This window comes from Paraburkholderia phenoliruptrix, from assembly GCF_902859825.1.
Classification (GTDB): Bacteria; Pseudomonadota; Gammaproteobacteria; order Burkholderiales; family Burkholderiaceae; genus Paraburkholderia; species Paraburkholderia phenoliruptrix.
On the sequence record NZ_CADIKB010000004.1, the window covers coordinates 133,712 to 157,962 of the forward strand.

Consider the following 24,251-nt stretch of genomic DNA (forward strand, 5'->3'; position numbering starts at 1 on the left):
GATTCGCAACAGAGAGGAAGTTCGACCATGGCACAAGAAACCATGAGCTTTCAGGCGGAAGTGAAACAGCTTCTGCACCTGATGATCCATTCGCTGTACAGCAACAAGGAAATCTTTTTGCGCGAGCTGATTTCCAATGCGTCCGACGCGGCCGACAAGCTGCGCTTCGAAGCCATTGAAAACAGCAGCCTGTACGAAAGCGACCCGAACCTGCGCATTCGCGTGTCCTACGACAAGGAAGCGCGCACCGTCACGATCGACGACAACGGCATCGGCATGAGCCGCGACGAGGCAATCGCGAACCTCGGCACGATCGCGCGTTCGGGCACGAAGGAATTTTTCGGCAAACTCTCCGGCGACCAGCAGAAGGACGCAGCGCTGATCGGCCAGTTCGGCGTGGGCTTCTACTCGGGCTTCATCGTCGCGGACAAGATCACCGTGGAAACGCGCCGCGCCGGCTTGCCGGCCTCCGAAGGCGTGCGCTGGGAAAGCACGGGCGAGGGCGATTTCGCCGTCGAGCAGATCGAGCGCGCCGCGCGCGGCACGACCATCACGCTGCACCTGCGTGCTGATGAGGACGACCTGCTGTCGTCGCATCGTCTGAAGTCGATCATTCAGCGGTATTCGGATCACGTCGCACTGCCCATCCTGATGAGAAAGGAAGAGTGGGACGCGGAAAAGAGCGCGATGGTCACGAAGGACGAAGACGAGACCGTCAATCAGGCGAGCGCGCTGTGGACCCGCGCGAAGAACGACATTACGGACGAGCAGTACAAGCAGTTCTATCAGCATCTGTCGCACGATCACCAGGACCCGCTCACGTGGACGCATAACCGCGTGGAAGGCCGCAGCGAGTACACGCAGTTGCTGTACGTGCCGAGCCACGCGCCGTTCGACCTGTGGAACCGCGATCACCGCGGCGGCCTCAAGCTGTATGTGAAGCGCGTGTTCATCATGGACGACGCGGAGCAATTGCTGCCGTCGTATCTGCGTTTCGTGAAGGGCGTGGTCGATTCGAGCGACCTGCCGCTCAACGTGTCCCGCGAAATCCTGCAGGAAAGCCGCGACGTCAAGGCGATCCGCGAGGGCGTGACCAAGCGCGCGCTGTCGATGCTGGAAGAATTGGCCAACTCGGAGAACGAAGCCGACCGCGAGAAGTACGCCGGCTTCTGGAAAGAGTTCGGCCAGGTGCTGAAGGAAGGCATCGGCGAAGACTTTGCGAACCGCGAGCGGATTGCGAAGCTCGTGCGCTTTGCTTCCACGCATACTGAAACGCCCGAGCAGAACGTGTCGCTGTCGGACTACGTCGCGCGCATGAAGCCCGAGCAGACGAAGATCTATTACGTGACCGCCGATACGTGGCAGGCGGCAACGCACAGCCCGCATCTCGAGGTGTTCCGCAAGAAGGGCGTGGAAGTGCTGCTGCTGACCGATCGAGTGGACGAATGGATGCTGTCGTTCCTGAACGAATTCGATGGCAAGCCGTTGCAAAGCGTGGCGCGCGGCGACCTCGATCTCGGCGCGCTGAACGATGAGGAAAAAAAGGCGCAGGAAAAGGTCAGCGAAGAGCTGAAGCCGCTCGTCGAGAAGATGAAAGAAGCGCTGAAGGACAAGGCAAAGGACGTGCGCCTCACGTTCCGCCTGACCGATTCGCCTTCCTGCCTTGTTGCCGACGACGGCGAAATGAGCGGCTACCTGCAGCGCATGCTGAAGGCGGCGGGTCAGCAGGCGCCCTCGTTCCATCCGATCCTCGAAGTGAATCCGGAGCACGCACTCGTGAAGGGCTTGCATGCCGACAGCGCCAACTTCGACAACTGGTGCCACCTGCTGTTCGACCAGGCGTTGCTGGCTGAAGGCGGCGCGCTGGACGATCCGGCGAGCTTCGTGAAGCGCACCAACGCTTTGTTGCTCGCGCGCGCGAACTGAGCGCGACTGCGCAGCGTCGGCTGACGCGCCATGCAACAACTGAAAATGCGCTGCCGAAGCAGCGCATTTTTTTCGCCTTGCAGTGCCCGCAACCGTATCACCCAGCGGGCGAAATCGGGCTTCGTCTTACTGCTTGCGTTATGTGCTACACCATCAGCCCATGCAAATGCCGCACTTGTGCAAGTACGCTGCCGGCCAGCTCCTTCGCCTCAAAACTCGAGTGCGGATCGCCCAGTACTTTCGCCGCAAGGCTCCCAATTCCCGCACTGGTTTGCTTTGACGTGTGGTGCTGCGCGAGTGCGGAGCCGGCCAGCTCCTTCTCGATATGCGTGGCGCCCGGACGACGCAAGATGACCGAAGCAAGATGCGCAATGCGGTCAGATGTTTCCTTCACGTTAGTAGTATTCAACCTGACTCCCTGCTGATAATTGTTGATTTGCTGGACGCCACGGGCGCTTTTACGCGCTGGGCGTAAATCATTATGGTTAACTAACTAAAACTTATCAACGACCATAAATTGAGATTGATTTATGAGACGCGGCGCGCGGCATTATCTTGAGAAATCCCGCTTTGAACTGGAGACGTGAGAACCACGCGGGTTCTTTACGTCGGTTTTTGTATAAGCTGCGTGCGCCGAAGTGGTGTGTGGTCAAAACGCACTCACTCGCTCACTCATACGCGCGCCGCGGCATCTTCTGAATGTTTATGTCCGATTTCGCTCTGGCTGACTCCCCCGTTGTGGTCACTGTGACAACGCCTCGGGAGACTGTGTATCTTCTGTGGTCGATCCTGCGTGAGGAGGGCTTCGAGGCGGCCGTTTCGCGTGCCGCCGAACTGGCCGTCGCGGGCGTCACGCCGCAGTTGCACGCGGACCTGCATGCGAGCGCGGGTCACTTCGAGCAGGCGTATCACAGCGCCTCGCAGGCACAAGCCGAGGCGAATGGCGCGCGCCATGCCCGCCTTGCGCTGTTCGCCGACGCGTCGGGCCGCGGCGAGGTCGCGCGACATCACAGTGATATGGCGGTCGCCGCGCAGCCGCCCGCCGCGACGCTCGAATGGATCGTCTGGCTGATCAACCACTGCGGCGCGCATTCGGCCGCGGCGCACATGCTGCGCGCCTATCAGCGGCGCGAGCCGCGCGACGCACGCGGGCCGTGGTGGCTCGCAATTTCACTTGGCGCGCTGGACGGGCCCGGCGTCCGCGATGAGCGCCGCACGGCGCTCGCCCGCGCGCATGCGCTTGACCCGGCCGTCGATCCCGCGTTGCCGCTCCAGCTTGCTCTGGCATTGCGCGAGGCGCGCGACTGGCCCGCGCTCGAGCAGGTTTGCCGCGAAGCACTGGCGCGCAACCCGGCGGACGCGGAAATGGCGTGGCAGCTCAGTCACGCGCAATGGCAACGCAACGACGCGTCCGCGGCCGAGTCGACCATGCGTGCCGCCCACGCCGCGTCGCCGGGCAATGCGGACGTGCTGGCGACCATCGGTTTCTACTTGTGCGAGCAGGCGCGCTATGAAGACAGCGAGGCCATGCTGCGTGAAGCGCTCTCAGCCAACCCGAACGCGGTGACGCCCGCGGTCGATCTCGCGGATCTCGAACTGCGGCGTGGCGCGTGGACAAGCGGCTGGAAGCGTTTCGAGGCGCGCCTTGCGCGCGACGACCGCGAGCCGAACAACATCGTTTCCGTCATGACGCGCCTGTGTCCGCGCTGGCAAGGCGAGACGCTCGCGGGCAAGACGCTCGTCGTGCACAGCGAACTAGGCAACGGCGACGACATCCATATGGTGCGCTATGTGCCGCAGCTCGCTGCACGTGTGCACGAGCAGGGCGGCAGACTCGTGCTGTGTGTGAGGACGTCGTTGCACGCGCTGCTCAAGCGCTTCTACGAGGACTGCGTGTCGATCGAGCACGGGCCCCTCGGCGCCCCGAATTACAGCTTGCCGATGATGAGCCTGCCGCTGGTGCTGGATCTGCAGCCGCAGCAGGTACGCGGCGATGCCTACCTGCACGCCGATCCCGGCAAGGTCGCCGTGTGGCGCGAGCGGCTGCGCGGGCAGCAGTCGCAGGCAAAGTTGCACGTCGGGCTGGTGTGGGCCGGCAACCCGACGCATCGTCGTGACGACAGGCGCTCCATTGCCCGCACAGCGCTTGAACCGCTGCTGTCGCTCGCCGACGTTGCGTTCTATTCGCTCACGCCGGGTCGGGCGGCCGACGTGGCTGTCATGAACGCACAGGGCTATTCCGTCTGCGACATGACAGCCGATTACCCGACAGGGTTTGACGACGTCGCGGCGCATCTCTGCGCGCTCGATGCGCTTGTCACGATCGACAGTGCGCCGCTGCATCTGGGCGGCGCGCTCGGGCGGCCCGTGTTCGGAATGCTCGATCACGTGTCGCATTGGGCTTGGGGCAATGACGAGACGCAGGCGTGGTACGACTCGCTCGAACTTTTTCGGCAGCCGCAGCCTGGGCAATGGGCTCCGGTGGTAGAGCGAGTCACGGCGCGTCTGAAGGCGCTGATGGCTGCGGGCGCAGGCAACGTCAGTCCGGACTCGCCGGCGCATCCCGTCGTGAACGGTTAGCGGCGGCACAGCCATGATCGATCAAGGCTTATCGGGTTCGTCCGGCCATTCATCCAGCGATGCGTCCACCCATGCATGCAGCAATCAGGCACTGCCGAATGATGCAGACGCACTGCATCAGCTCGGCCTTGCCTATTTTCGTGAGGGCGCTATCGACCGCGCGTGCGAGCAGCTCGATCAGGCACTGCATGCCGCGCCGCAGCGTGCGGATTTCTGGGAGCACCGCGGCTTGCTTGCCGCGTTAAGCGGCGAGCGGATCGCGGCGGAGGCGTACTACTATCGGGCGTTGAGCATCAGCGGGGGCAGTGCCAGCCTGCATCGAAATCTTGCGGATTGCCTGAGGCTTTCCGGTCGACTCGACGAGGCGCGTCGGCACTATTTGAACGCACTCGGTTTCGAACCGGCGTTGCACCATGCCGTTCGCGCGCTCGCGCAGATCGGTACGGAGCAGGCGCGGCATGCCGAAGCGGCCGACTTCTGGCTGCGTGCATGGGCGCTCGACACCTCGAACATCGCGGAGGCGTTTGCGCTGATTGCGGCGTTGTCAAAGGCCGCGCGCGATGCCGAGCTCGACGCCCTGTTGCCTGCGCTGCGCGCCCGCTGCGCCGCAGACGCCGCCGCGCTCCAGCAGCTTGCCTTTGCTCTGAACAGCGCCCACCGTTTTGCCGACGCGCTCAGTGTCGCGAGACAAGGGCTTGCAGTCGATCGGCAGGACGCATGGTTGCATCACAATGCCTCGTTCGCGCTCAATATGTTCGGCGAATTTGAAGACATGCACATGCACGCGGCCGAGGCCGCGCGTCTTTTGCCGGGCAACGCGCTGATGCAGTTCAATCTCGCGGCGGCGCAACTGCGCGCGGGCGATTTCGAGCGAGGCTGGGCGCAGTACCGCTGGCATGACGCATTGCCCGAAAACCACGATCTCGTTCGTCCGGATTATCCCGAATGGCAAGGCGAGCGGGTGTTCGGCTGCCGGTTTCTGCTGATCGGGGAGCAGGGGCTGGGCGATCAGATCCAGTTTCTGCGCATGGCCCACTGGCTGCATCGGCGTGGTGCCCAAGTAGACGTGTGGGTCGAGGAGCCGCTGGGCGAGGTCGCGCGCCATGCCGCCGGCGTGCACGCGGCGTGGACTACGGCGCCGCCGGGTCCCTACGACTTCTGGTGCCGCATGCTGCGTATGCCCGCACAGATGAATCTCCAACTGTCCATGTTGCCGCTCGCCACGGCATATTTGCACGCCGAGCCTTCGAACGTGCAGCGTTGGCGTAACCGTTTGGAGGCGCGCGGTGGTGGGCCGGCGCAGTATGCGTCCGAAAAGCGCGTCGGCATTGTGTGGGCAGGCAACCCGGCATATGGGCTGGATCGTTATCGGTCTATTCCGCTCGCGCAATGGCAGGGGCTTTTTGACCAGCCCGGCGTGCGTTGGTTTTCGCTACAGAAGGGCGATGCGCAACTGGACGCCGCAGCATCGTTCGACCGTATCGACATGGAGTGCCTCGGCTCCGAGATTCACGACTTTGCTGATACGCTCGCGATCATTCAATCGCTCGATCTGGTGATCACGGTGGACACCGCGGTTGCGCATCTGGCGGGCGCATGCGGCACGCCGGTCTGGGTGCTGGTGCCGACGTTCACGGATTGGCGCTGGATGGTCGCGCGCGACGATAGTCCGTGGTATCCGTCAATGCGTCTTTTCAGGCAGCGCGAGTTGAACCAATGGGAACCGGTGCTGGCTGACGTCGCAAAGGCGCTCAAGGAGTACGTCGAACGGTGAACCGGATGTGTGAGGCTCATCCGGCTTCAAAGGTCGATGCGGGCCGGAGCCGACCCAGCCTGGGCTTGGCCTGGCTTGGCCTGGCCAAGCGGCGGTCTTTACTTCTTACCCATCAAGGTGTCCATCGTCTCCCCACGCACGACGATTTCCGTGCGACGGTTGAGCGCGCGTCCCTCGGGCGTGTCGTTGCTCGCCACCGGATTGTTGTACGCGTTGCCCTTCGTGCGGTTACGCTCCATCGGCACGCCGCGTGCCACGAGCGCGTAGCCCACGGCGACAGCGCGCGCTTCGGAGAGCTGCTGGTTGTATTCGAGCGTGCCGACGTTGTCCGTATAGCCTTCGACGATGATCGGTTTCTTGCTGCGCTTGAGCAGCACGGCGGAGCGGTCGACCACCGCGCTCGCGTCGGGGCGCACTTCCGACTTGTTGAAATCGAACAGCGCTGTTTCGGGCAGCTTGACGGCGACGCCGTTCGCGACAGGCGCGACCTCGATGCCCGCGGCCTTGTTCAACGACATCTCCGTATCGCGGTTGAGCGGCGCCGTGCAGCCCGCCATGAACAGCACCGACATTGCGCAGGCGCTGGTAGCCAGAAGTTTTTTCATGTTTGTCCTCTCGTTCGTTTGCGGATCGGAAGGCGAGCCCATCGACAGCGGGCAATCGCCGGTTCGTAAAGCACGGAGGTTTTATCGCGCGCTGCGGTCGGCAGAGAATCGGACCTTTCCGAAAGAGGCGGCTTCGCCCTGGCTTTTGATAGCGATCAGGCGGTCATCGTCCAATGCCGGAAAAGGCGCCCGTGGGCGTGGCAATGGTCTGACAGGCGCGCCGTTATAATCCGATCCCATGCCTATCCGTTTCGATGCCGCCGACGCGCACTGGCGCGTCGCTCCCTTGCCCTGTTGGAGCGCCCCGCAGAAAGACTGGTTGACGCGCGGCGGTTCCTTGACCGCGCATCTGCGCGTGCTCGGCGCGGTCGCCGTGCGCGTCACGCGTGAAGCCGTGGCGTTGCCTTGGGCTGACGAGCATGCGGCGCTCGGTCTTCATGCGCGCGCGCCGGTGTGGGTGCGCGAGGTCGTGCTGTCCGTCGACGGGGTGCCGTTTGTCGCCGCGCACAGCGTTGCGCCTCTCGCCGCCAGCGTCGGCGTGTGGCAGGCCACGCGGCGCTTGCGCACGCGCCCGCTTGCCGAACTGCTGTATAGCGACAGTAGCGTCGCGCGTTCGGCACTGGTTAGCCGCCGCGTGACCGGACGGCATCCGTTGCACAGGCTGGCCGCGCGCGAGGTCGGCGGAACGCCGCCGCATGCGATGGTTGCCCGCCGCTCGGTGTTCGAGCGGCATGGCGCACCGCTGATGGTCACCGAATGCTTTTTGCCGGCGCTATGGGTGCATCTCGCGTCGCGGTCGCCGGCGGCGGGCGAAGTGGGTACCCGTCCGGCTACCGCCGAGACCGCCCATTGCGCCGATCCTGCGCCTGCAGCGCACCCGCGCCATCGCGAGCACGGTCGCCCGCTGGAGCACACCGCTTCTCGCGCGCATTCCACGGGGCATTCCGCCGCCCCTGCTGCCGGCGAACGGAGCCGCTGATGTTGCGCGGCTTCCCGCCTGTCGTCGCCGCCGACACGCAGACGCTCGTTCTCGGCAGCTTTCCCGGTGAGGCGTCACTGGCGGCGACGCAGTACTACGCGCATCCGCGAAACCAGTTCTGGCGGCTTCTCGGCGCGGTGCTCGACGAGCCGCTCGCCGAACTCGTCTACGAAGAGCGGCTGCGGCGGCTGCTGTCGCACGGCATCGGCGTGTGGGACGTGCTGGCTGCCTGCCATCGCGAGGGCAGTCTCGATGCGGCGATCCGCAATGCCCAGCCGAACGACTTCGCGTCCTTGCGGGACCACGCGCCGTTGCTCAGAAAGGTCTGCTTCAACGGCAAGACGGCGGGCCGCTTCGCGCCGGTGATCGGCGCGGCGGGCTATACGACGCTCGTCTTGCCTTCGTCGAGTCCGGCCAATGCTATGCTCTCGTTCGATCAAAAATTGCGCCTGTGGCGCGACATCCTTACATGACGAAACTCATCAAGCGCGCTTCGGCTGAAGTGCGTGCATTCCGCAATCGCACCGCCGACGGCGCGGGCAAACGGGGAGCGGTGCGCAACAGCCATCGCGCGGCGCGCGAGGACGACCTGCACGACGCGCCGCAAATCGACACGCCGCGCAAGCCGCGTTTTGCGCCCGTCACCTTCTCGGAAGAGGGCGGCGTGCGCTATCTGCATTTCGGCACGGAATGGGTGCAAGGCGCGATGCGCCTGCGCAAGCCGGATCACATCGAACTCGAATACGCGCAGCAGATGATGGCCTGGCTGCTCTTCATCGAAACGCCGAGGCGCATCGTGCAGCTCGGTCTCGGCGCCGCGGCGCTGACCAAGTTCGCGCACCGCTTCCTGAAGCGCGCGAAGGTCGAGGCGGTCGAGGTCAACCCGGCCGTCGTGGTGGCCGCGCGCACCATGTTCGAGTTGCCGCCGAACGACGCCCGCCTCACGGTGCATGAGACCGACGCGTGGGACTTCGTCAACGACCGCGCGAACCATGGCACGATCGGCGCATTGCAAATCGACATTTACGACGCGACCGCGCGCGGCCCGGTGCTCGACAGCGTGGGCTTTTATCGCGCGGCGCGCGCGTGTCTGACGGACGCGGGCGTGGTCACGGTGAATCTGTTCGGCGATCACCCGAGCTTCGTGCGCAACATGAAGCGTCTGAACGAGGCGTTCGACGGCCGTGTGCTCGCGCTGCCCGAAGTGCATGACGGCAACCGCATTGCCGTCGCGTTCTCGGGCCCCGCGCTCGAGGTGCCTTTTACGGCACTGCAGGCGCGCGCCAAACTGATCGAAAGCGAGCTCGGCTTGCCGGCACGCAAATGGATCAAGGGGCTGCAGGAGTCGACGGGACAGACGGGCGCGTCGTTCGTCATCTGACCGAGGCGCGCATCAAGCGGCCGGGCAGCCATGGCCCGGCTTGATGGAGGAAGCCGCTAAGCCGAAATCGTGAAGCCAGAACCGTCGCATCCACGCGACGGCACAGCGTGTCCTTATCCATCGCGCATCGAGGTGGTGTTGCGCGCTTGCGCCTTCCACTCCGAAGAGCGCCGAGGCCTGGATGAAGGCGCTTGCGCCCTCGCTGCCGCGCCGTGCCGCAGCATACGCCGCACCACCTCTTTCCCGAAACACGCTCCGCTGAAACGCCGTGCGGCCGGCTCCAGCAGCCGCGCCGCCGCCTCGGGTCGTCCCTGCTTGACCGCACGTTCGCGGCTCCTATACTCTTTCGAAGCTTTCGGGGCACTCGTGTCCCATGCGGGGCGATCCTCCGCGGGCGTGCTACCGCGAGGCGGCTCTCCGCTTTGGGGGTTCACCACCCGTCGAACACGGGCCAACATTTCAATAATAGGGAAGAGGAGACGTCATGGCTCACGACGCCGACGCGAACAAAGCCAGCAAGCACTGGCTCTGGTTGTTGCTGTTGCCCTGGATCGCCATGGTCTGGGTGCCGTCGTATAACAAGGTCGAACCGGTGCTGTTCGACTTTCCGTTCTTCTACTGGTATCAGCTCCTGTGGGTGCTGATCAGCGCGGTCATCACGGCGATCGTGTACTTCAAGACCAGGACGCGCTCGTCGGGCCGTCCGCAGGGGGACGCACGATAATGAACGCCATCGCAACTTTCGTCTTCGTTCTGTTTTTCATCGGCGTCACGATTCTCGGCTTCATCGCGGCGCACTGGCGGCGCGGCGACCTCGCCCATCTCGAAGAGTGGGGCCTCGGCGGCCGGCGCTTCGGCACTATCGTGACGTGGTTCCTGCTGGGCGGCGACCTCTATACGGCCTACACGTTCATTGCCGTGCCGGCGCTCGTATTCGGTGCGGGCGCAACGGGTTTCTTCGCACTGCCGTACACGATCCTGATCTATCCGTTCGCGTTCGTCGTGTTTCCGAAGCTGTGGAGCATCGCGAAGCGTCAGGGCTATGTGACCTCGGCGGACTTCGTGTCGGCTCGCTACGGCAGCCGCATGCTCGCGCTCGCCATCGCCGTGACCGGCATCGTCGCGACGATGCCCTACATCGCGCTGCAACTCGTCGGCATCGAAGTGGTGATCGGCGCGCTCGGCTTCGACACGAAGGGCTTTGTCGGCGACCTGCCGCTCATCATTGCATTTGCGATTCTCGCGGCCTACACGTACACGTCGGGTCTGCGCGCGCCGGCCATGATTGCCGTGGTCAAGGACATCCTGATCTACATTACGATCTTCGCCGCGATCATTGTGATTCCGCCGCAACTGGGCGGCTTCGGCCACATCTTCGGCGCCGTGCCGCCGGCCAAGCTGCTGCTGAAGGCGCCGGACGTATCGAGTCTGAACGGTTACAGCGCGTATGCGACGCTCGCGGTCGGTTCGGCGCTTGCGCTCTTCCTGTATCCGCACTCGATCACGGCGGTGCTGTCGTCGAAATCGGGTAACACGATCCGCCGCAATATGGCGATGCTGCCGGCTTATTCGCTCGTGCTCGGCCTGCTCGCGCTGCTCGGCTTCATGGCGCTCGCTTCGGGCGTGAAGGACATGCCGGAATTCGCGCCGTACTTCAAGGCCTTTGGCCCGAACTTCGCGGTGCCTGCCCTGTTCCTGCACTTCTTCCCGTCCTGGTTCGTAGGCGTGGCGTTCGCGGCGATCGGCATCGGCGCGCTGGTGCCGGCGGCGATCATGTCGATTGCGGCAGCCAACCTGTACACGCGCAACATCCATAAGGAGTTCGTCAACCGCAACATGACGCACGACCAGGAGACCAACGTCGCGAAGCTGGTCTCGCTCATCGTGAAAGTTGGCGCGGTGGCGTTCATTCTGGGCTTGCCGCTCACGTATGCCATTCAGTTGCAGTTGCTGGGCGGTATCTGGATCATCCAGACGCTGCCGGCTATCGTGCTCGGACTCTACACGCGCGTGCTCGACTATCGCGGCCTGTTGCTCGGCTGGGCGGCCGGCATCGCGACGGGCACCTGGATGGCTATTTCGCTCAAACTCGCCGGTTCGATCTTTACGATCCACCTGTTCGGCATGGCCATTCCGGGTTATGCCGCAGTGTGGTCGCTGATCGTGAACCTGGTCGTGGCGGTCGTGGTGAGCCTGCTGGTGCGCGCGTTCGGCATGCAGCGCGCCGAAGACCGGACGCGTCCCGAAGACTATCTGGACGTGGTCGAAAGCTAAAAGGCAGTGCAACAAGACAAACGCCCGCGGACGAAACTCCGCGGGCGTTTGTATTTCAGGCGCACTCCAGGGCACGATAGCGGAACTTCCTACGAACGCGTTGCCCGCTCCCGCCATGGCTTCTGCCGATTCCCGCCCCGTCGTTCCGCCCCGTTCGGCGGCGAGCCGCATGGTTCGCGCGGTCACGTCGCCGTATTACCGCTATCGGCACGCAAAAGTCCTGCACAGTCTGCGCGTCGGCGTTGCGATGCTGTTCTCGATTCTCGCGACCACCGGTATCGACATTCCGCACGGCATCTGGTCTTCCGTGACGTTGCTGGTTGTGATCGGCGGCTTGCAGCATCACGGCAATATCCGCAAGAAAGCGGCGGAGCGGGCGGTGGGCACACTGCTGGGCGCCTCGATCGGGCTGCTGCTGATCGTGCAGCAGAATTTCATCGGCTCGCTGCCGCTCACCTACGTGATGATGTCGATCGTTGCGGCGATCTGCGCATGGTTCGCGATCGGCGCGTCTGGGTATATCGGGCTCCTGACGGCTATCACCATGTGTATCGTCGCGGGGCACGGCGACAATCTGATCGACGTCGGCCTCTGGCGCACGCTGAACGTGCTGATCGGCATTGTGATTGCGCTCGCCTTTTCCTTCGCGTTGCCGTTGCACGCCACTTATTCGTGGCGTTACGGGCTCGCCGCCAATCTGCGCGAATGCGCGCGCATCTACACGCGTTTGCTGGAAGGCGAGACGATCAGCGAAGAGGAGCAGGTGAAGCGCTTTCTCGAGATCAACCGGCGGCTTGTGCAGTTGCGCTCGCTGATGCCCTCGGTGGCGAAGGAAATCGACGTGCCGCAGGCGAAGCTCGAGGAGATCCAGCGCTTGCATCGTTCGGTGCTCAGTTCGCTGGAACTGCTCGCGACCGGCCCGTTGATGCAGGCCGACGCCGCCGCCCGCACCGCCTACGCGCACCGATGCGGCGCCGAGGTGCGGGAAGTCCGCGGAATTTTGCTGGCGATCGCGCGCGGCCTGCGCTTTGGGCGCGCGACGCATTTCGGGATTCCGGCGGGTGAGGTGGTGGGGGCGGGCGCGATAGGTGCAGTAGGTGCAGCGGCGGGAGCTCCGGTGGTCGGGCTGCCGCTGACTGGCGCTCCTGCAGCGGGCGCCTTGCCAGCTTCAGTTTCGGAGCCGGGCACTCCAGCCGTGCCGCCGCCCGCGCCCGCCGACACCGCCCTCATGCTGCCGCCCCATCTGCAAGGACCGTACTGGCTCGGGCAGCGCCTCGCTGAGCAGGTGGAGCGCTTGCGCGCGGCGCTTCTCGAAACCGAGCCTAACTGGAATATCGAGCGGCACTCGCGGGTTTTCCAGAAGGGTTAGGCGGCTCTGCCGCTCACCGACGTCTCACCAGGCGGCAGCGTCACCATCCACATCAGGCCGAAGCGGTCTACCACCATGCCGAAACCCTTGCTCCAGAAGGTTTCGCCCCACGGCATGACGATCTGGCCGCCGTCGGCGAGCGCGTTGAAGTATTTTTGCGCCGACGCCGTGTCGTCTGCTGTCAGCGAGAGACTGAAGCCGTTGAGCGGCTTCGCGTCCTGATCGCAGTGGCCGTCGGACGCCATCCATTGGGTGGAGCCCATCTGCACGTTAGCGTGCATGATTTTCTCTTCGACGCCGGCACGCGGCGGATTCTGCGCATCGGGCGGCGCGTCCTTGAAACGCATCATGAACGTGACCTGGGCGCCGAGATGCTGGCGGTAATAATCGAGCGCCTCTTCGCAACGCCCGTTGAAGAATACGTACGGTTGAACTTCCATCGTCGTCTCCCGAAATATGGATCTGGAACGCCCTATGCCGGACGGCAAGACAAACAGCGGGCGTGCAGACCATTTTAGGCAACGGCGTTCGGGCGATTGTGACTTTGTGTCGTTGAGAAAAGACGGACAGCGAGAGTGTGTGGCGCGACAAGCTGAGGCGAAGAGCTGGTGTGACGAGCTGGCGAAATTCAGCGGCTGAGCCGCGATGCACACGCTCACGGACGCGCACCGACGCGCGCACACGGTAAACCGCGGATAAACGGCGGGTAAAACGGCGGGTAAAACGGCGGGTAAAACGGCGGGTAAAACGGCGGGTAAAACGGCGGGTAAAACGGCGGGTAAAACGGCGGGTAAAACGGCGGGTAAACGGCGGGTAAACGGCGGGTAAACGGCGCGCGGCCCCGATCTACACGATTCGGGGCCGCGTGTTGCGCTCGCACCGCGGCTACGTGCCATCGCGGCCATGGTTGCCGCAAGCAGCGGCAACAGGAAGCGCCTACGCGCTTAGCGCAGCGCTTCGATCAGCTTTTCCAGCTTGATTGCGTCGGCGGCAAAGGCGCGGATGCCTTCCGCGAGCTTTTCCGTTGCCATGGCCTCGTCGTTGACGAGGAAGCGGAACGACGGCTCGTCGACCGGCACGCGCTCGATGTTCGCGTCTTTCGAGCTGTCCGGCGAGAGCTTGCGCTCGACCTTGTCCGTACTTTCATGCAGCTTTTGCAGCAGGTCCGGGCTGATGGTCAGCAGATCGCAGCCGGCCAGTTCCAGAATCTGACCGGTGGTGCGGAAGCTCGCGCCCATCACTTCCGTCTTGTAGCCGAACTTCTTGTAGTACGCGTAGATGCGGCGCACCGACTGCACGCCGGGGTCGTTCGCGCCGCCGTCTTTCGCTTCGTCCCACGCGCTGCCGGCATTTTTCTTATACCAGTCGTAAATACGGCCTACGAACGGCGAGATCAGCTTCGCGCCTGCTTCCGCGCACGCCGCGGCCTGGGCGAGCGAGAACAGCAGCGTCATATTGCAGTTGATGCCTTCCTTTTGCAGCACTTCGGCGGCGCGCACGCCTTCCCACGTGGAAGCCAGCTTGATCAGCACGCGTTCGCGGTCGATGCCGTGATCCTTGTAGAGCGCAATCAGTTCGCGGCCCTTGGCGATCGAGCCCTGCACGTCGAACGAGAGACGCGCATCGACTTCCGTCGACACGCGCCCCGGGATGATCTTCAGAATCTCGGTGCCGAATGCGATCAGCAACTGGTCGATGATCGCGCCCAACGGCTTGGATGCATGATCTTTCACCGTCTTTTCGAGCAGCGGACGGTAGTCGTCCTTCTGCACGGCCTTCAGAATCAGCGACGGATTGGTGGTCGCGTCCTGCGGCTTGTACTGCGCGAGCTGCTGGAAGTCGCCGGTATCGGCCACGACCGTGGTGTATTGCTTGAGTTGATCGAGTGCGGTTGTCATATTCGTGCCTTCAGGGGCGCATGCGCCATGGTTCAGGAGAATGAGTTGCCGCCGGACTGAAAGACCGCTTCAGATCCGGTGGCCGCGAGTTACGCTGCAGCGCCTGCCCGGGTTGCCGCGGGCTCGGCATGATCTTGCCGGGAAACGCTGCCGGATGCTTCTATTTTATGGCGGATCGCCTGATGCAGTATTGACAGCGTGCGCTGCCGATCCGTTCACGCTATTTCAGGCAGGGGCGGCGGCAGTCCAGCTGGGCGGCCAGTCCTGCAGTCCGCGCGGCCCCGCCGCGCCGCCTCATGCTCGCCGCGCGTTCAGTACCACTTGCGTCACCACGCCCGCAACCAGACCCCAGAATGCCGAGCCGATGGACAGCAGCGTGAGTCCCGACGCCGTCACCATGAAGGTGACGAGCGCCGCTTCGCGCTGCCGCGCGTCCTGCATCGCGTTCGTCAGCCCGCTCATGATCGAGCCGAACAGCGCCAGCGCTGCCACCGAGACGACCAGTTCGCGCGGGAACGCCGCGAACAGCGCCGCAATCGTCGCACCGAACACGCCCGCGATCAGATAGAAAATGCCGCACCACACGGCAGCCGTGTAGCGCTTGTGGCGGTTGGGGTGCGCTTCGGGCCCGGTGCAGATCGCCGCCGTGATCGCGGCAAGATTGATGCCGTGCGAGCCGAACGGCGCGAGCAGCAGCGACGCGAGGCCGGTCGTCGAAATCAGCGGCGCCGACGGCGTGGTGTAGCCGTCCGCGCGCAGCACCGCGATGCCAGGCACGTTCTGCGACGCCATGGCGACGACGAAGAGCGGAATGCCGATGCTGATGCTGGCGGCGAGCGAAAACGCCGGCATGGTGAACACCGGATGCGCAATGGCCACCTGGAAGTGGCTGAAGTCGAGTAATCCGAGCGCGCCCGCGGCGAGGGTGCCGGCAATCAGCGTCAGCGGAATCGCGTAGCGCGGCGCGATGCGTTTGCCGACCAGATAGGTCACAAACATCGTCAGCACCAGCGCGGTCTGGAACTGCGCGGCGCGAAATATCTCAATGCCGATCTCAAACAGGATGCCCGCCAGCAAGGCGGCGGCGATGCCTGCCGGAATTTTCTTCATCAGCGTGTCGAACCAGCCTGTCAGGCCGACAACCGTCAGCAGCAGCGCGCAGACGATAAACGCGCCGATCGCCTGCGCGTACGGCACGTGCGGCAGCGACGAGACGAGGAGCGCCGCGCCGGGCGTCGACCACGCGATCACGATGGGCGCGCGAAATCGCAACGAGAGACCGATCGTGCAGAGCGCCATGCCGATCGACAACGCCCAGATCCACGACGAAATCTGTGCATCCGTCAGATGCGCGGCCTGACCGGCCTGAAACATCAGCACGAGAGAACTGGTGTAGCCCGTCATCATCGCGACGAAGCCGGCGACGACAGCGGACAGCGAGGTGTCGGCGAGAGGATTGAAACGGCCGGGCGGAATGCCGGCGGTGGCCAGTTCAGGCGATGACGAGCGGCGCATGCAAATACTTCTTGTCGTTGAGGGTGGAGCGGGGGCTATTTGCTCAGCATGCGCATGGCGGCCTCGAGGCCGGCGAGCGTGAGCGGGTACATGCGGTGGCCGAGCACTTCGCGAATCGCGCTGACCGACTGACGATAGGCCCACAGGCCTTCCGGTTCGGGATTGAGCCACGCATGATGCGGAAAATGGTCCGCGAGGCGGCGCAGCCACACGGCGCCCGCCTCCGCGTTGTTGTATTCGACGGAGCCGCCGGGCTGCAGCACTTCATACGGGCTCATGGTTGCGTCGCCGACGAAGATCAGCTTGTAGTCCGGCGTAAACTTGTGCAGCACGTCCCACGTCGGCGTGCGCTCGGCGTGGCGGCGGCGATTGTTCTTCCACAGGAAGTCGTACACGCAGTTGTGAAAGTAGTAGAACTCGAGGTGCTTGAACTCGGCCTTCGCGGCGGAGAAGAGCTCTTCCGTGCGCTTGATGTGATCGTCCATGGAGCCGCCTACGTCGAGCAGCATCAGCACCTTCACGTTATTGTGGCGCTCGGGCACCATCTTCAGGTCGAGCCAGCCGGCGTTCGCGGCGGTGCTGCGGATCGTGTCGGGCAGATCGAGCTCTTCCGCCGCGCCTTCGCGCGCGAAGCGCCGCAGGCGGCGCAGCGCGACCTTGATGTTGCGCGTGCCGATTTCCACCTGGTCGTCGTAATCGCGGTAGGCGCGCGCTTCCCACACCTTGACGGCCGTGCGGTTGCCCGCCGAGTCCCCGCCGATGCGCACGCCCTCCGGGTTATAGCCGCCATTGCCGAAGGGCGAGGTGCCGCCGGTGCCGATCCACTTATTGCCGCCTTCGTGCCGCTCTTTCTGTTCGTCGAATAGTTGCTTCAAACGTTCCATGAGCTTGTCGATGCCGCCCATGGCCTCGATCTGCGCCTTTTCTTCCGGCGACAGGTCGCGTTGCAGCTTCTTCTTCAGCCAGTCGAGCGGCACCTCGAAGGCGAGCTCCGAGGTTTTGGCGACGCCGTTGAAATAGGCGCCGAACGCCTGGTCGAACTTGTCGAAATACTGCTCGTCCTTCACGAGCGTCATGCGCGCGAGGTAGTAGAAGTCGTCGAGCGACGGCGCGATCACCTTCGCCTTGAGCGCCTCGAGCAGCGTCAGATATTCCTTCACCGACACGGGCAGCTTCGCGGCGCGCAGCGAGTAGAAGAAGTCGATCAGCATGCTGGGTCCTCTGCGGCGCGAGCACTCAATGGGAAGTCAACGGTTGTTGCGGTTCATGAAGATGAGCCGCTCGAACAGGCTCACGTCCTGCTCGTTCTTCAACAGCGCGCCGGCAAGCGGCGGAATGATCTGCTTCTGGTCCTCCGAGCGCAGCGCTTCAGGCGGAATGTCTTCGGCGAGCAGCAGCTTGAGCCAGTCGAGCAGTTCGGACGTGGACGGCTTCTTTTTCAGCCCCGCCACGTTGCGCAATTCGAAGAAGCTCTGCATGGCGGCGGCCAGCAGTTCCTTCTTGATGCCGGGGTAATGCACCTCGACGATCTGCTGCATCGTGGCCGGGTCGGGGAACTTGATGTAGTGGAAAAAGCAGCGGCGCAAAAACGCGTCGGGCAGCTCTTTCTCGTTGTTCGAGGTGATGATGACGAGCGGCCGCTGCTTTGCGCGCACGAGTTCGCGCGTTTCGTACACGTAGAACTCCATGCGGTCGAGTTCGCGCAGCAGGTCGTTCGGGAATTCGATGTCGGCCTTGTCGATTTCGTCGATCAGGAGCACGGTTTGCTCGTCCGACTCGAACGCCTGCCACAGCACGCCCTTGACGATGTAGTTGCGGATGTCCTTGACGCGCTCGTCGCCGAGCTGCGAATCGCGCAGGCGCGACACCGCGTCATATTCGTAGAGGCCCTGCTGTGCCTTGGTGGTGGACTTGATATGCCACTGCAGAAGCGGCATGCCGAGCGCCGCAGCGACTTCTTCGGCCAGCATGGTCTTCCCGGTGCCGGGCTCGCCTTTGATGAGGAGCGGGCGCTTGAGCGTCATCGCGGCGTTGACCGCGAGCTTGAGGTCGTGGGTGGCGACGTATTGCGATGAGCCTTCGAAACGCATGGCGAGGTGCTCTCTGGCGAGGGAAAAAACCCAGTATAAGTCAGAAGCCCTGTTGGCCTGAAACGGGCTCGCGTAAGGTTGCAGCCGCGTTGCCCGCGTTGCTGTCTGTCGGCTGCCGGCGCTGCTGCGCTGGTGGCGCGACGCCCGCGCGCAGGCGGCGCGCGGGTCGCGGACATGGGGTACGCAAGCGGCGCCGCACGCGGCCGCTCGTGGCGGGCCGCCGCCCACGCCCCGCGCGGTGGACGTTCGGCGCGGCGACGCGGTACAATTAGCCCGATTTTTTTGGCCTGCGTGGCTCCCTATAAGAAAAACGGCGCGGGCCGTTGCCTTTTTGGGCGCCCGTTTCCCCTCAAGCCAGGTTACATGCTATGAACAAATTCGTCGGCAAACACGTCGTGATCGCAGCGCTGTCGGTGCTCGCGGGCTATGCGGCCAGTGCGCAGGCAGCGGATGTCGTCGGCAACGCGAAAGCGGGCCAAGGCAAGGTCGCAATGTGTATTGGCTGCCACGGCATCCCTGAATATCGCACGGCTTACCCTGAGGTGTACCGCGTGCCCATGCTGGGCGGCCAGAATCAGGCGTACCTCGAAAACGCCCTGCGCGGCTACAAGAAGGGCGACCGCCACTTCGAAACGATGCACGCCATCACCGCGTCGCTATCGGATCAGGACATCGCCGACATCGCTGCTTACTACGCAGCGCAAAATTCCTCGTCGAAGAGCAATCCCGACAAGTAACCGGCTGCGGTTATCGAACCAGTCAACGGCTACTCATTTCGCGGGACAGGAGAATTCATGAATAAGCCCCAACAGGCACTCCACACGGTGTTCAAGGCTGCATGCGCGTCGGCGGCAGTATTCGGTCTGGTTGCTGCGAGCGTCGCCCATGCGGCCGACGCCGGCAACGGCAAGGTGCTGTCCGAGAGCCACAATTGCGCGGCATGTCACGGCCCGAACCTGAACAAGCCGGTGAGCCCGGAATATCCGAAGCTCGCGGGTCAGCATTCCGATTACGTCTACTGGGCGCTGCGTCAATATCAGATGGGTAACGGCAACCCGCACATGGGCCGCAATAACGCGATCATGCAAGCCCAGGTGCAAAGCCTGTCGCAAAGCGACATGAAAGATCTCGCGGCTTATATCGAATCGCTGAAGGGCGATCTCGTGCAGAAGAAGTAAGCACCGCGTACCGTCCACATTGACCGCGCTGCTGCGCGGTTGCGCCGGCCATTGCAAACACCCCGCTTAGTGCGGGGTGTTTTGCTTTGAGGCGCGGCTTCTATGTCTCTGGATGTCGCGCTATCCGCCTAGTCCCGCGTCGCGCGGCGCTCGATCCGTTGCAGATAGGCGTCCGTGTCCGGCGGCAGGCCCGTGCGCTGCGCTTCCCAGATGGTTTCGCCGAGGCACTCCATGATCGCGTGCTGTGCGTCGTGCGTCGAACCGAGCCGGGCGGCGAGGCGCTCGTGCGCGGCGCGGATGCCGGGCGGCTGGTCGATCGACAACTGTTCGCTGATGGCGAGGTGCATCGACAGATGCAGGAACGGATTCGTCTGCCCGCGTTCGGGCGAGTAGTCCTGCGCCTGGGCCGCCTCGGCGTCGGTCAGTTCGGCGTGATACTCGGGATGCTCGCTGATCCAGTCGGCGGCGATCGCTTCGAGCGGCGTCAGGATCTCGCCCTGGCGCTGCTTGCGCCAGGTCTCGGTGAAGAATTGACGGACTTCGTCGCGGCTGGGATTGAACATCGTGGGATCGGTGTCTTGAGTGAAGAGTGAAAGCATGTCGCGCACGCGGGCCACGGCGAGCCGCCAGGGCGATGCAGTCAACCGGCGCCGCTCGCGAGGCCCGCTGCTTCAGGCGCAACGCACCATTTTACGCGCCGCTGCGGCGGCCCGCTGAGGGTGCTTGCGCTCAAAGATCGGGCGGCGGCGTCTTCGGCCGGAATTCGCACAGCGGCTCGATCACGCAATGCCAGCACTCCGGCCGGCGCGCCTTGCACACATAGCGGCCGTGCAGGATCAGCCAGTGATGCGCGTCCTGTTTGAACTCGGCGGGCGTGAATTTTTCAAGCGCGGCTTCGACCGCGCGGACGTCCTTGCCGGGCGCCAGTCCCGTTCGATTCGCAACCCGAAAGATATGCGTGTCGACGGCGATAGTCGGATGCCCGAACGCGGTGTTCAGAATCACGTTGGCCGTCTTGTGTCCGACGCCCGGCAGGCTTTCCAGCGCCTCGCGGTCCTCCGGCACCTCGCCGCCGTACTGGTCGAGCAGAATGCGGCAAGTGGCGATCACGTTCTTTGCCTTGTTGCGGTACAGGCCGATCGTCTTGATGTAGTTCGCGACGCCTTCCTCGCCGAGCTCGAGCACCTTCTGCGGCGTGTTCGCGACCGGGAACATCTTGCGCATCGCTTTGTTGACCGACACGTCCGTGGCCTGCGCGGACAGCAGCACGGCAATCAGCAGCTCGAACGGCGTGGTGTACTCCAGCTCCGTGGTGGGATGCGGATTGAGGCTTTGAAGCGTTTCGTAGATGGCGCGGCGTTTGTTCGCGTTCATGCTGAGCGGGCGAAGACGGTTGCGGTTAGCGCGGGTTGCGCGTGTCAGCCGGGGCCGGCGGCGTAGGAGCGTTGACGATGTCAGTGGTGTCTGCAGCTTCGGGGCTGTCGTTGCGCGCAAGGCCCAGACGGCGGCGGCGGGCTTCGGCGGCGTCGATCTGCGCCTGCACGTCGGCGCTGACATGCTCCGTATTCAGCGGCCCCTGGCCCTTGGCTGCCAGTTCTTCCTTCTTCTTGCGCGCACGTTCGAGTGCGGCCTGAATGATCGCGCGTTTCTTCGCCTCGGCGTCGTCGGCGACAGGCGCAGCCGGGGCGGGCGATGCCGCCCAGCTTGCCGCATTGCCGGGCTGAGTATCCACGGCTGCACTGGCCGCGGCAGCGCTGCTTCGCCGCGCCGCAACACGCGCTTCGGCGGCTTCGCGCTCGCGCGCGAGACGCGCCTCGCGCCGGTCATGCCGCTCGCGCGCGGCCTCAGCCTGGGCCTCGCTCCACGCGTCCCACCCGGTCGCCTCGCCGGTGACGGGCGGCATGGAAATGCAATCGACCGGGCAGGGCGGCACGCACAGGTCGCAACCCGTGCACAGTTCGGCGACGACCGTGTGCATGTGTTTCGGTGCCCCAACTATTGCGTCGACCGGACAGGCCTGCATGCACAGCGTGCAGCCGATGCAGATCTGTTCGTCGATAACCGCCAGTGGACGCGGCCGTTCGACGCCATTGGCGGGGTTAAGCGCAATCACCGGCTTGCCGAGCACGGCCGCCAGCCGCGCGACGCCTTGCTGACCGCCCGGCGGGCACTGATTGTAGTTGGCTTCGCCGCGTGCGACGGCCTCCGCATACGGACGGCAGGCCGGATAACCGCACTTGGTGCATTGCGTCTGGGGAAGCAGATCTTCAATGCGATCTGCGAGTGTCTTGATCTGGATCACGGTCACGATGTGGGGCCAGGCGGGACTCGGCGGGCGGCCGCACAGCTTGAACTAAATAGCACATTATCGCCGATTTCCCCAATTGCCATCGGCAATCCATGTGCCATAATCGAAGCGCCTTTTTCGAAAGACCGCAGAAGGGTTTTCCCCCAAACCAGCCCGTCCAGTGCTGTCGGTGCAAGGCCCGAGGAGAGGCCGGCGGTGCGATCCGGATAACGCGGCTCACGAAGACCATGCCACCATGAATCAGCCGAAAATCAAAAGAGATCCTGAAGGCACCCGGCGTCGCATTCTGCTTGCGGCCGCCGAAGAGTTTGCAAATGGTGGGCTATTCGGCGCGCGCGTCGATCAGATCGCCCGCCGCGCGGAGACGAATGAACGCATGCTCTACTACTACTTTGGTAGCAAGGAGCAGCTATTCACAGCGGTACTTGAGCACGCGTTCAGCGCGCTCAACGAAGCGGAGCGCACGCTCGAGCTGAACGGCATTGCACCCGTGGAAGCCGTCACGCGTCTTGCGCATTTCGTGTGGGACTACTACCGCGATCATCCCGAGCTGCTGCGTCTCGTCAACAACGAGAATCTGCACGAGGCGCGTTATATGCAGAAGTCGACGCGCATCCGCGAAATGATTTCGCCGATCGTCGCCACGCTCGGCGGCATTCTCGAGCGAGGCCAGCGCGCCGGTCTGTTCCGTACCAATGTCGATCCACTGCGTCTATACGTGACGCTTTCGGGCATGGGCTACTACATCGTGTCCAACCGCTACACGCTCGAAGCCACGCTCGGCCGCGATTTCAGCAGTCCGGCCGAACGCAGCGAAGTGATCCAGATGAACACCGAATTGCTGCTCGCGTATCTGTTGCGAAAGTAGCAGGAACGCTGGTGCCGGCTTCGCGCAGTTGAGCGCACTGCCGGGCAGCGAGGCGTTGCCGCCCGCCCTCCAGGCGCTCGACCTATGTGCGCGACGTAGAGGCGCCCGAGGTGAAAAAACGGCCTCCGTATGGAGGCCGTTTCGTTGTTATCGGCTGCTTCGGTTGCTTGTGGGTTGCGCGCGAGGTTGCGGGTAAGGAGCGCGCGGCTCGCACGCGAACCGGCCGCTCATACCTCGGCCTTTTCCTTCACCGCCCTGGTCGCCTTGTTGTGTTCGAGGATGAAGTCACGCAACTGCGGATAGATGATCGTGCGCCAGCGGCGGCCCGAAAAAATGCCGTAGTGGCCACACTTTTCCGCGGTGAAGTGACGCTTGTTCTTCTCCGGAATGCCCGTGCACAGTTCGTGTGCGGCATAGGTCTGGCCGTCGCCGGAAATATCGTCCAGCTCGCCTTCGATCGTGAAGAGCGCCGTTCGGGTAATGTCCTGCGGCCGCACGCGTTCGCCGGCCACATCCCACGTGCCTTCCGCCAAACTGAACTCCTGAAACACGACGCGGATCGTGTCGAGGTAGTAATCGGCGTCCATGTCGAGCACCGCGTTGTACTCGTCGTAGAAGCGGCGATGCGCTTCCGCGTCGTCTTCGTCGCCGCGCAGCAGGCTTTGATAGAAGTCCCAGTGCGACGCCGCGTGACGCTCCGGATTCATCGCGACGAAACCGGTGTGCTGCAGGAAGCCCGGATAGACCTTGCGGCCCACGCCCGGATAGTTCGGCGGCACCGTGAAGATCACGTTGTTCTCGAACCACTCGTAGGAGTGCTGCGTGGCAAGCGAATTCACCGACGTTGGGCTCTTGCGGGCGTCGATGGGGCCGCCCATCATCGTCATGGTGCGCGGCGTGTCTTCGCCGCGGCTCGCCAGCAGCGAAATGGCCGCGAGCACCGGCACGGTCGGCTGGCAGACCGAGATCACGTGCAGATTCTTTGCACCAATATGGCGGATGAATTCCTGAATGTACGCAACGTAGTCGTCCAGATGAAACTCGCCGTCTTCGAGCGGCACCATGCGCGCGTCGATCCAGTCGGTCAGGTAGACCTTGTGGTCCTGCAACAACGTGCGCACTGTGTCACGCAGCAGCGTGGCATGGTGGCCCGACAACGGCGCGCACACCAGCACGACCGGCTCGTCTTTCAGCTGGCTTACGGCCTCGCTGTCGTCCGCGAAACGCTTGAAGCGCAGCAGGCGGCAAAACGGCTTTTCGATAATCGTTTGCTCGATGATCGGAATGTTGTGGCCGTCCTTGACGATCTGATGCAGGTTGAACTCCGGCTTCTCATAGTCCTTGCCGAGCCGGTAGAGCAGTTCGTAACCGGCCGAAAGGCGTGTGGCGCCGGGCACATAGGCCAACGGGCTGGCGGGATTCGCGAACGATTTGGACGCGGCCTGGGCCCAGGCGGTAAGCGGGCTCAGCATAGCCCGCTGGAATTCGTGCAGTTGATAGAGCATG

At 63.8% G+C, this 24,251-nt stretch carries 23 protein-coding genes; 12 read left to right on the forward strand and 11 right to left on the reverse strand.

Annotated features, from left to right (window positions below):
* The first annotated feature begins 27 nt into the window (after positions 1-27).
* Positions 28-1,926 carry a molecular chaperone HtpG gene (gene htpG / locus HV711_RS06920; protein WP_035486884.1) on the forward strand — a complete coding sequence of 633 codons (1,899 nt, stop codon included), beginning with the start codon at positions 28-30 and terminating at the stop codon, positions 1,924-1,926.
* 145 nt (positions 1,927-2,071) lie between these two features.
* On the opposite strand, the gene HV711_RS06925 is transcribed toward htpG, so the two are convergent.
* Positions 2,072-2,335 (reverse strand): hypothetical protein, encoded by a 264-nt coding sequence (locus HV711_RS06925; RefSeq protein WP_013587634.1) that lies wholly within the window; start codon positions 2,333-2,335, stop codon positions 2,072-2,074.
* 296 nt (positions 2,336-2,631) lie between these two features.
* Between HV711_RS06925 and HV711_RS06930 the strand changes: the two genes are divergently transcribed.
* Together HV711_RS06930 and HV711_RS06935 are read left to right on the forward strand one after the other, a co-directional pair.
* Complete coding sequence (locus HV711_RS06930; protein ID WP_035486886.1) at positions 2,632-4,506, forward strand: hypothetical protein; 1,875 nt, start codon at positions 2,632-2,634, stop codon at positions 4,504-4,506.
* Positions 4,507-4,519: 13 nt separating this feature from the next.
* Complete coding sequence (locus tag HV711_RS06935; RefSeq protein ID WP_035486888.1) at positions 4,520-6,280, forward strand: tetratricopeptide repeat-containing glycosyltransferase family protein; 1,761 nt, start codon at positions 4,520-4,522, stop codon at positions 6,278-6,280.
* A 98-nt stretch (positions 6,281-6,378) separates the two neighbouring features.
* Here HV711_RS06935 and HV711_RS06940 read toward each other — a convergent pair whose 3' ends face one another.
* The gene (locus HV711_RS06940) at positions 6,379-6,885 is read right to left on the reverse strand and encodes an OmpA family protein (RefSeq protein WP_035486891.1); all 507 of its coding nucleotides are present in this window, start codon (positions 6,883-6,885) and stop codon (positions 6,379-6,381) included.
* 238 nt (positions 6,886-7,123) lie between these two features.
* Here HV711_RS06940 and HV711_RS06945 point away from each other — a divergent pair, with 238 nt between their 5' ends.
* The 6 genes from HV711_RS06945 (at position 7,124) to HV711_RS06970 (ending at position 12,888) form a co-directional block, all read left to right on the forward strand.
* Complete coding sequence (locus tag HV711_RS06945; RefSeq protein WP_035486894.1) at positions 7,124-7,864, forward strand: chorismate--pyruvate lyase family protein; 741 nt, start codon at positions 7,124-7,126, stop codon at positions 7,862-7,864.
* The gene (locus tag HV711_RS06950) at positions 7,864-8,337 is read left to right on the forward strand and encodes a DNA-deoxyinosine glycosylase (RefSeq protein ID WP_035486897.1); all 474 of its coding nucleotides are present in this window, start codon (positions 7,864-7,866) and stop codon (positions 8,335-8,337) included. Before HV711_RS06945 ends, HV711_RS06950 begins: the two co-directional genes overlap by 1 nt.
* Positions 8,334-9,245, forward strand: coding sequence for a class I SAM-dependent methyltransferase (locus HV711_RS06955; RefSeq protein ID WP_035486902.1), 912 nt, complete (start codon positions 8,334-8,336; stop codon positions 9,243-9,245). The genes HV711_RS06950 and HV711_RS06955 overlap by 4 nt, the downstream gene beginning before the upstream one ends.
* A gap of 484 nt (positions 9,246-9,729) precedes the next feature.
* Positions 9,730-9,969: a DUF3311 domain-containing protein gene (locus tag HV711_RS06960; protein WP_013587641.1), complete on the forward strand. Its 240-nt coding sequence runs from the start codon at positions 9,730-9,732 to the stop codon at positions 9,967-9,969.
* The gene (gene mctP, locus HV711_RS06965) at positions 9,969-11,519 is read left to right on the forward strand and encodes a monocarboxylate uptake permease MctP (protein WP_013587642.1); all 1,551 of its coding nucleotides are present in this window, start codon (positions 9,969-9,971) and stop codon (positions 11,517-11,519) included. Before HV711_RS06960 ends, mctP begins: the two co-directional genes overlap by 1 nt.
* A gap of 115 nt (positions 11,520-11,634) precedes the next feature.
* A complete protein-coding gene (locus HV711_RS06970) occupies positions 11,635-12,888 on the forward strand; it encodes an FUSC family protein (RefSeq protein ID WP_175145032.1) in 1,254 nt (417 codons plus the stop codon).
* On the opposite strand, the gene HV711_RS06975 is transcribed toward HV711_RS06970, so the two are convergent.
* The 5 genes from HV711_RS06975 to HV711_RS06995 form a co-directional block, all read right to left on the reverse strand.
* Positions 12,885-13,328, reverse strand: a complete 444-nt coding sequence (locus HV711_RS06975) for a VOC family protein (protein WP_035486907.1) — start codon at positions 13,326-13,328, stop codon at positions 12,885-12,887. The two genes, HV711_RS06970 and HV711_RS06975, sit on opposite strands and share 4 nt — an antisense overlap.
* 504 nt (positions 13,329-13,832) lie before the next feature.
* Positions 13,833-14,786 carry a transaldolase gene (gene tal, locus HV711_RS06980; RefSeq protein ID WP_013587645.1) on the reverse strand — a complete coding sequence of 318 codons (954 nt, stop codon included), beginning with the start codon at positions 14,784-14,786 and terminating at the stop codon, positions 13,833-13,835.
* A 294-nt stretch (positions 14,787-15,080) separates the two neighbouring features.
* Entirely contained in the window at positions 15,081-16,301 is a 1,221-nt protein-coding gene (locus tag HV711_RS06985; RefSeq protein ID WP_035486908.1) for a benzoate/H(+) symporter BenE family transporter, read from the reverse strand.
* 35 nt (positions 16,302-16,336) lie between these two features.
* The gene (locus HV711_RS06990) at positions 16,337-17,512 is read right to left on the reverse strand and encodes a vWA domain-containing protein (RefSeq protein ID WP_013587647.1); all 1,176 of its coding nucleotides are present in this window, start codon (positions 17,510-17,512) and stop codon (positions 16,337-16,339) included.
* Positions 17,513-17,548: 36 nt separating this feature from the next.
* Positions 17,549-18,391: an AAA family ATPase gene (locus HV711_RS06995; protein ID WP_013587648.1), complete on the reverse strand. Its 843-nt coding sequence runs from the start codon at positions 18,389-18,391 to the stop codon at positions 17,549-17,551.
* Between the two features lie 368 nt (positions 18,392-18,759).
* Here HV711_RS06995 and HV711_RS07000 point away from each other — a divergent pair, with 368 nt between their 5' ends.
* Entirely contained in the window at positions 18,760-19,128 is a 369-nt protein-coding gene (locus HV711_RS07000) for a c-type cytochrome (RefSeq protein WP_013338619.1), read from the forward strand.
* A 57-nt stretch (positions 19,129-19,185) separates the two neighbouring features.
* On the forward strand, positions 19,186-19,569 hold the full coding sequence (locus tag HV711_RS07005) for a c-type cytochrome (RefSeq protein WP_013587649.1): 384 nt from the start codon (positions 19,186-19,188) through the stop codon (positions 19,567-19,569).
* A gap of 128 nt (positions 19,570-19,697) precedes the next feature.
* Here the strand turns inward: HV711_RS07005 and HV711_RS07010 are convergent, their stop codons facing one another.
* The 3 genes from HV711_RS07010 to rsxB form a co-directional block, all read right to left on the reverse strand.
* Positions 19,698-20,132, reverse strand: a complete 435-nt coding sequence (locus HV711_RS07010; RefSeq protein WP_013587650.1) for a DUF1841 family protein — start codon at positions 20,130-20,132, stop codon at positions 19,698-19,700.
* A 166-nt stretch (positions 20,133-20,298) separates the two neighbouring features.
* Complete coding sequence (nth, locus tag HV711_RS07015) at positions 20,299-20,943, reverse strand: endonuclease III (protein ID WP_035486911.1); 645 nt, start codon at positions 20,941-20,943, stop codon at positions 20,299-20,301.
* 25 nt (positions 20,944-20,968) lie between these two features.
* Entirely contained in the window at positions 20,969-21,877 is a 909-nt protein-coding gene (rsxB, locus tag HV711_RS07020; RefSeq protein WP_035486913.1) for an electron transport complex subunit RsxB, read from the reverse strand.
* A gap of 235 nt (positions 21,878-22,112) precedes the next feature.
* On the opposite strand from rsxB, the gene HV711_RS07025 reads away from it, so the two are divergent.
* Positions 22,113-22,745, forward strand: coding sequence for a TetR/AcrR family transcriptional regulator (locus tag HV711_RS07025; RefSeq protein WP_013587653.1), 633 nt, complete (start codon positions 22,113-22,115; stop codon positions 22,743-22,745).
* A 227-nt stretch (positions 22,746-22,972) separates the two neighbouring features.
* On the opposite strand, the gene HV711_RS07030 is transcribed toward HV711_RS07025, so the two are convergent.
* Positions 22,973-24,250, reverse strand: coding sequence for a polyhydroxyalkanoate depolymerase (locus tag HV711_RS07030; protein WP_013587654.1), 1,278 nt, complete (start codon positions 24,248-24,250; stop codon positions 22,973-22,975).
* Position 24,251 lies beyond the last annotated feature (1 nt).

Coding starts and splice junctions, on each gene's coding strand:
- htpG (WP_035486884.1), top strand. CDS start 28: ATGGCACAAGAAACCATGAGCTTTCAGGCGGAAGTGAAACAGCTTCTG.
- HV711_RS06930 (WP_035486886.1), top strand. CDS start 2,632: ATGTCCGATTTCGCTCTGGCTGACTCCCCCGTTGTGGTCACTGTGACA.
- HV711_RS06935 (WP_035486888.1), top strand. CDS start 4,520: ATGATCGATCAAGGCTTATCGGGTTCGTCCGGCCATTCATCCAGCGAT.
- HV711_RS06940 (WP_035486891.1), bottom strand. CDS start 6,885: ATGAAAAAACTTCTGGCTACCAGCGCCTGCGCAATGTCGGTGCTGTTC.
- HV711_RS06945 (WP_035486894.1), top strand. CDS start 7,124: ATGCCTATCCGTTTCGATGCCGCCGACGCGCACTGGCGCGTCGCTCCC.
- HV711_RS06950 (WP_035486897.1), top strand. CDS start 7,864: ATGTTGCGCGGCTTCCCGCCTGTCGTCGCCGCCGACACGCAGACGCTC.
- HV711_RS06955 (WP_035486902.1), top strand. CDS start 8,334: ATGACGAAACTCATCAAGCGCGCTTCGGCTGAAGTGCGTGCATTCCGC.
- HV711_RS06960 (WP_013587641.1), top strand. CDS start 9,730: ATGGCTCACGACGCCGACGCGAACAAAGCCAGCAAGCACTGGCTCTGG.
- mctP (WP_013587642.1), top strand. CDS start 9,969: ATGAACGCCATCGCAACTTTCGTCTTCGTTCTGTTTTTCATCGGCGTC.
- HV711_RS06970 (WP_175145032.1), top strand. CDS start 11,635: ATGGCTTCTGCCGATTCCCGCCCCGTCGTTCCGCCCCGTTCGGCGGCG.
- HV711_RS06975 (WP_035486907.1), bottom strand. CDS start 13,328: ATGGAAGTTCAACCGTACGTATTCTTCAACGGGCGTTGCGAAGAGGCG.
- tal (WP_013587645.1), bottom strand. CDS start 14,786: ATGACAACCGCACTCGATCAACTCAAGCAATACACCACGGTCGTGGCC.
- HV711_RS06985 (WP_035486908.1), bottom strand. CDS start 16,301: ATGCGCCGCTCGTCATCGCCTGAACTGGCCACCGCCGGCATTCCGCCC.
- HV711_RS06990 (WP_013587647.1), bottom strand. CDS start 17,512: ATGCTGATCGACTTCTTCTACTCGCTGCGCGCCGCGAAGCTGCCCGTG.
- HV711_RS06995 (WP_013587648.1), bottom strand. CDS start 18,391: ATGCGTTTCGAAGGCTCATCGCAATACGTCGCCACCCACGACCTCAAG.
- HV711_RS07000 (WP_013338619.1), top strand. CDS start 18,760: ATGAACAAATTCGTCGGCAAACACGTCGTGATCGCAGCGCTGTCGGTG.
- HV711_RS07005 (WP_013587649.1), top strand. CDS start 19,186: ATGAATAAGCCCCAACAGGCACTCCACACGGTGTTCAAGGCTGCATGC.
- HV711_RS07010 (WP_013587650.1), bottom strand. CDS start 20,132: ATGTTCAATCCCAGCCGCGACGAAGTCCGTCAATTCTTCACCGAGACC.
- nth (WP_035486911.1), bottom strand. CDS start 20,943: ATGAACGCGAACAAACGCCGCGCCATCTACGAAACGCTTCAAAGCCTC.
- HV711_RS07025 (WP_013587653.1), top strand. CDS start 22,113: ATGAATCAGCCGAAAATCAAAAGAGATCCTGAAGGCACCCGGCGTCGC.
- HV711_RS07030 (WP_013587654.1), bottom strand. CDS start 24,250: ATGCTCTATCAACTGCACGAATTCCAGCGGGCTATGCTGAGCCCGCTT.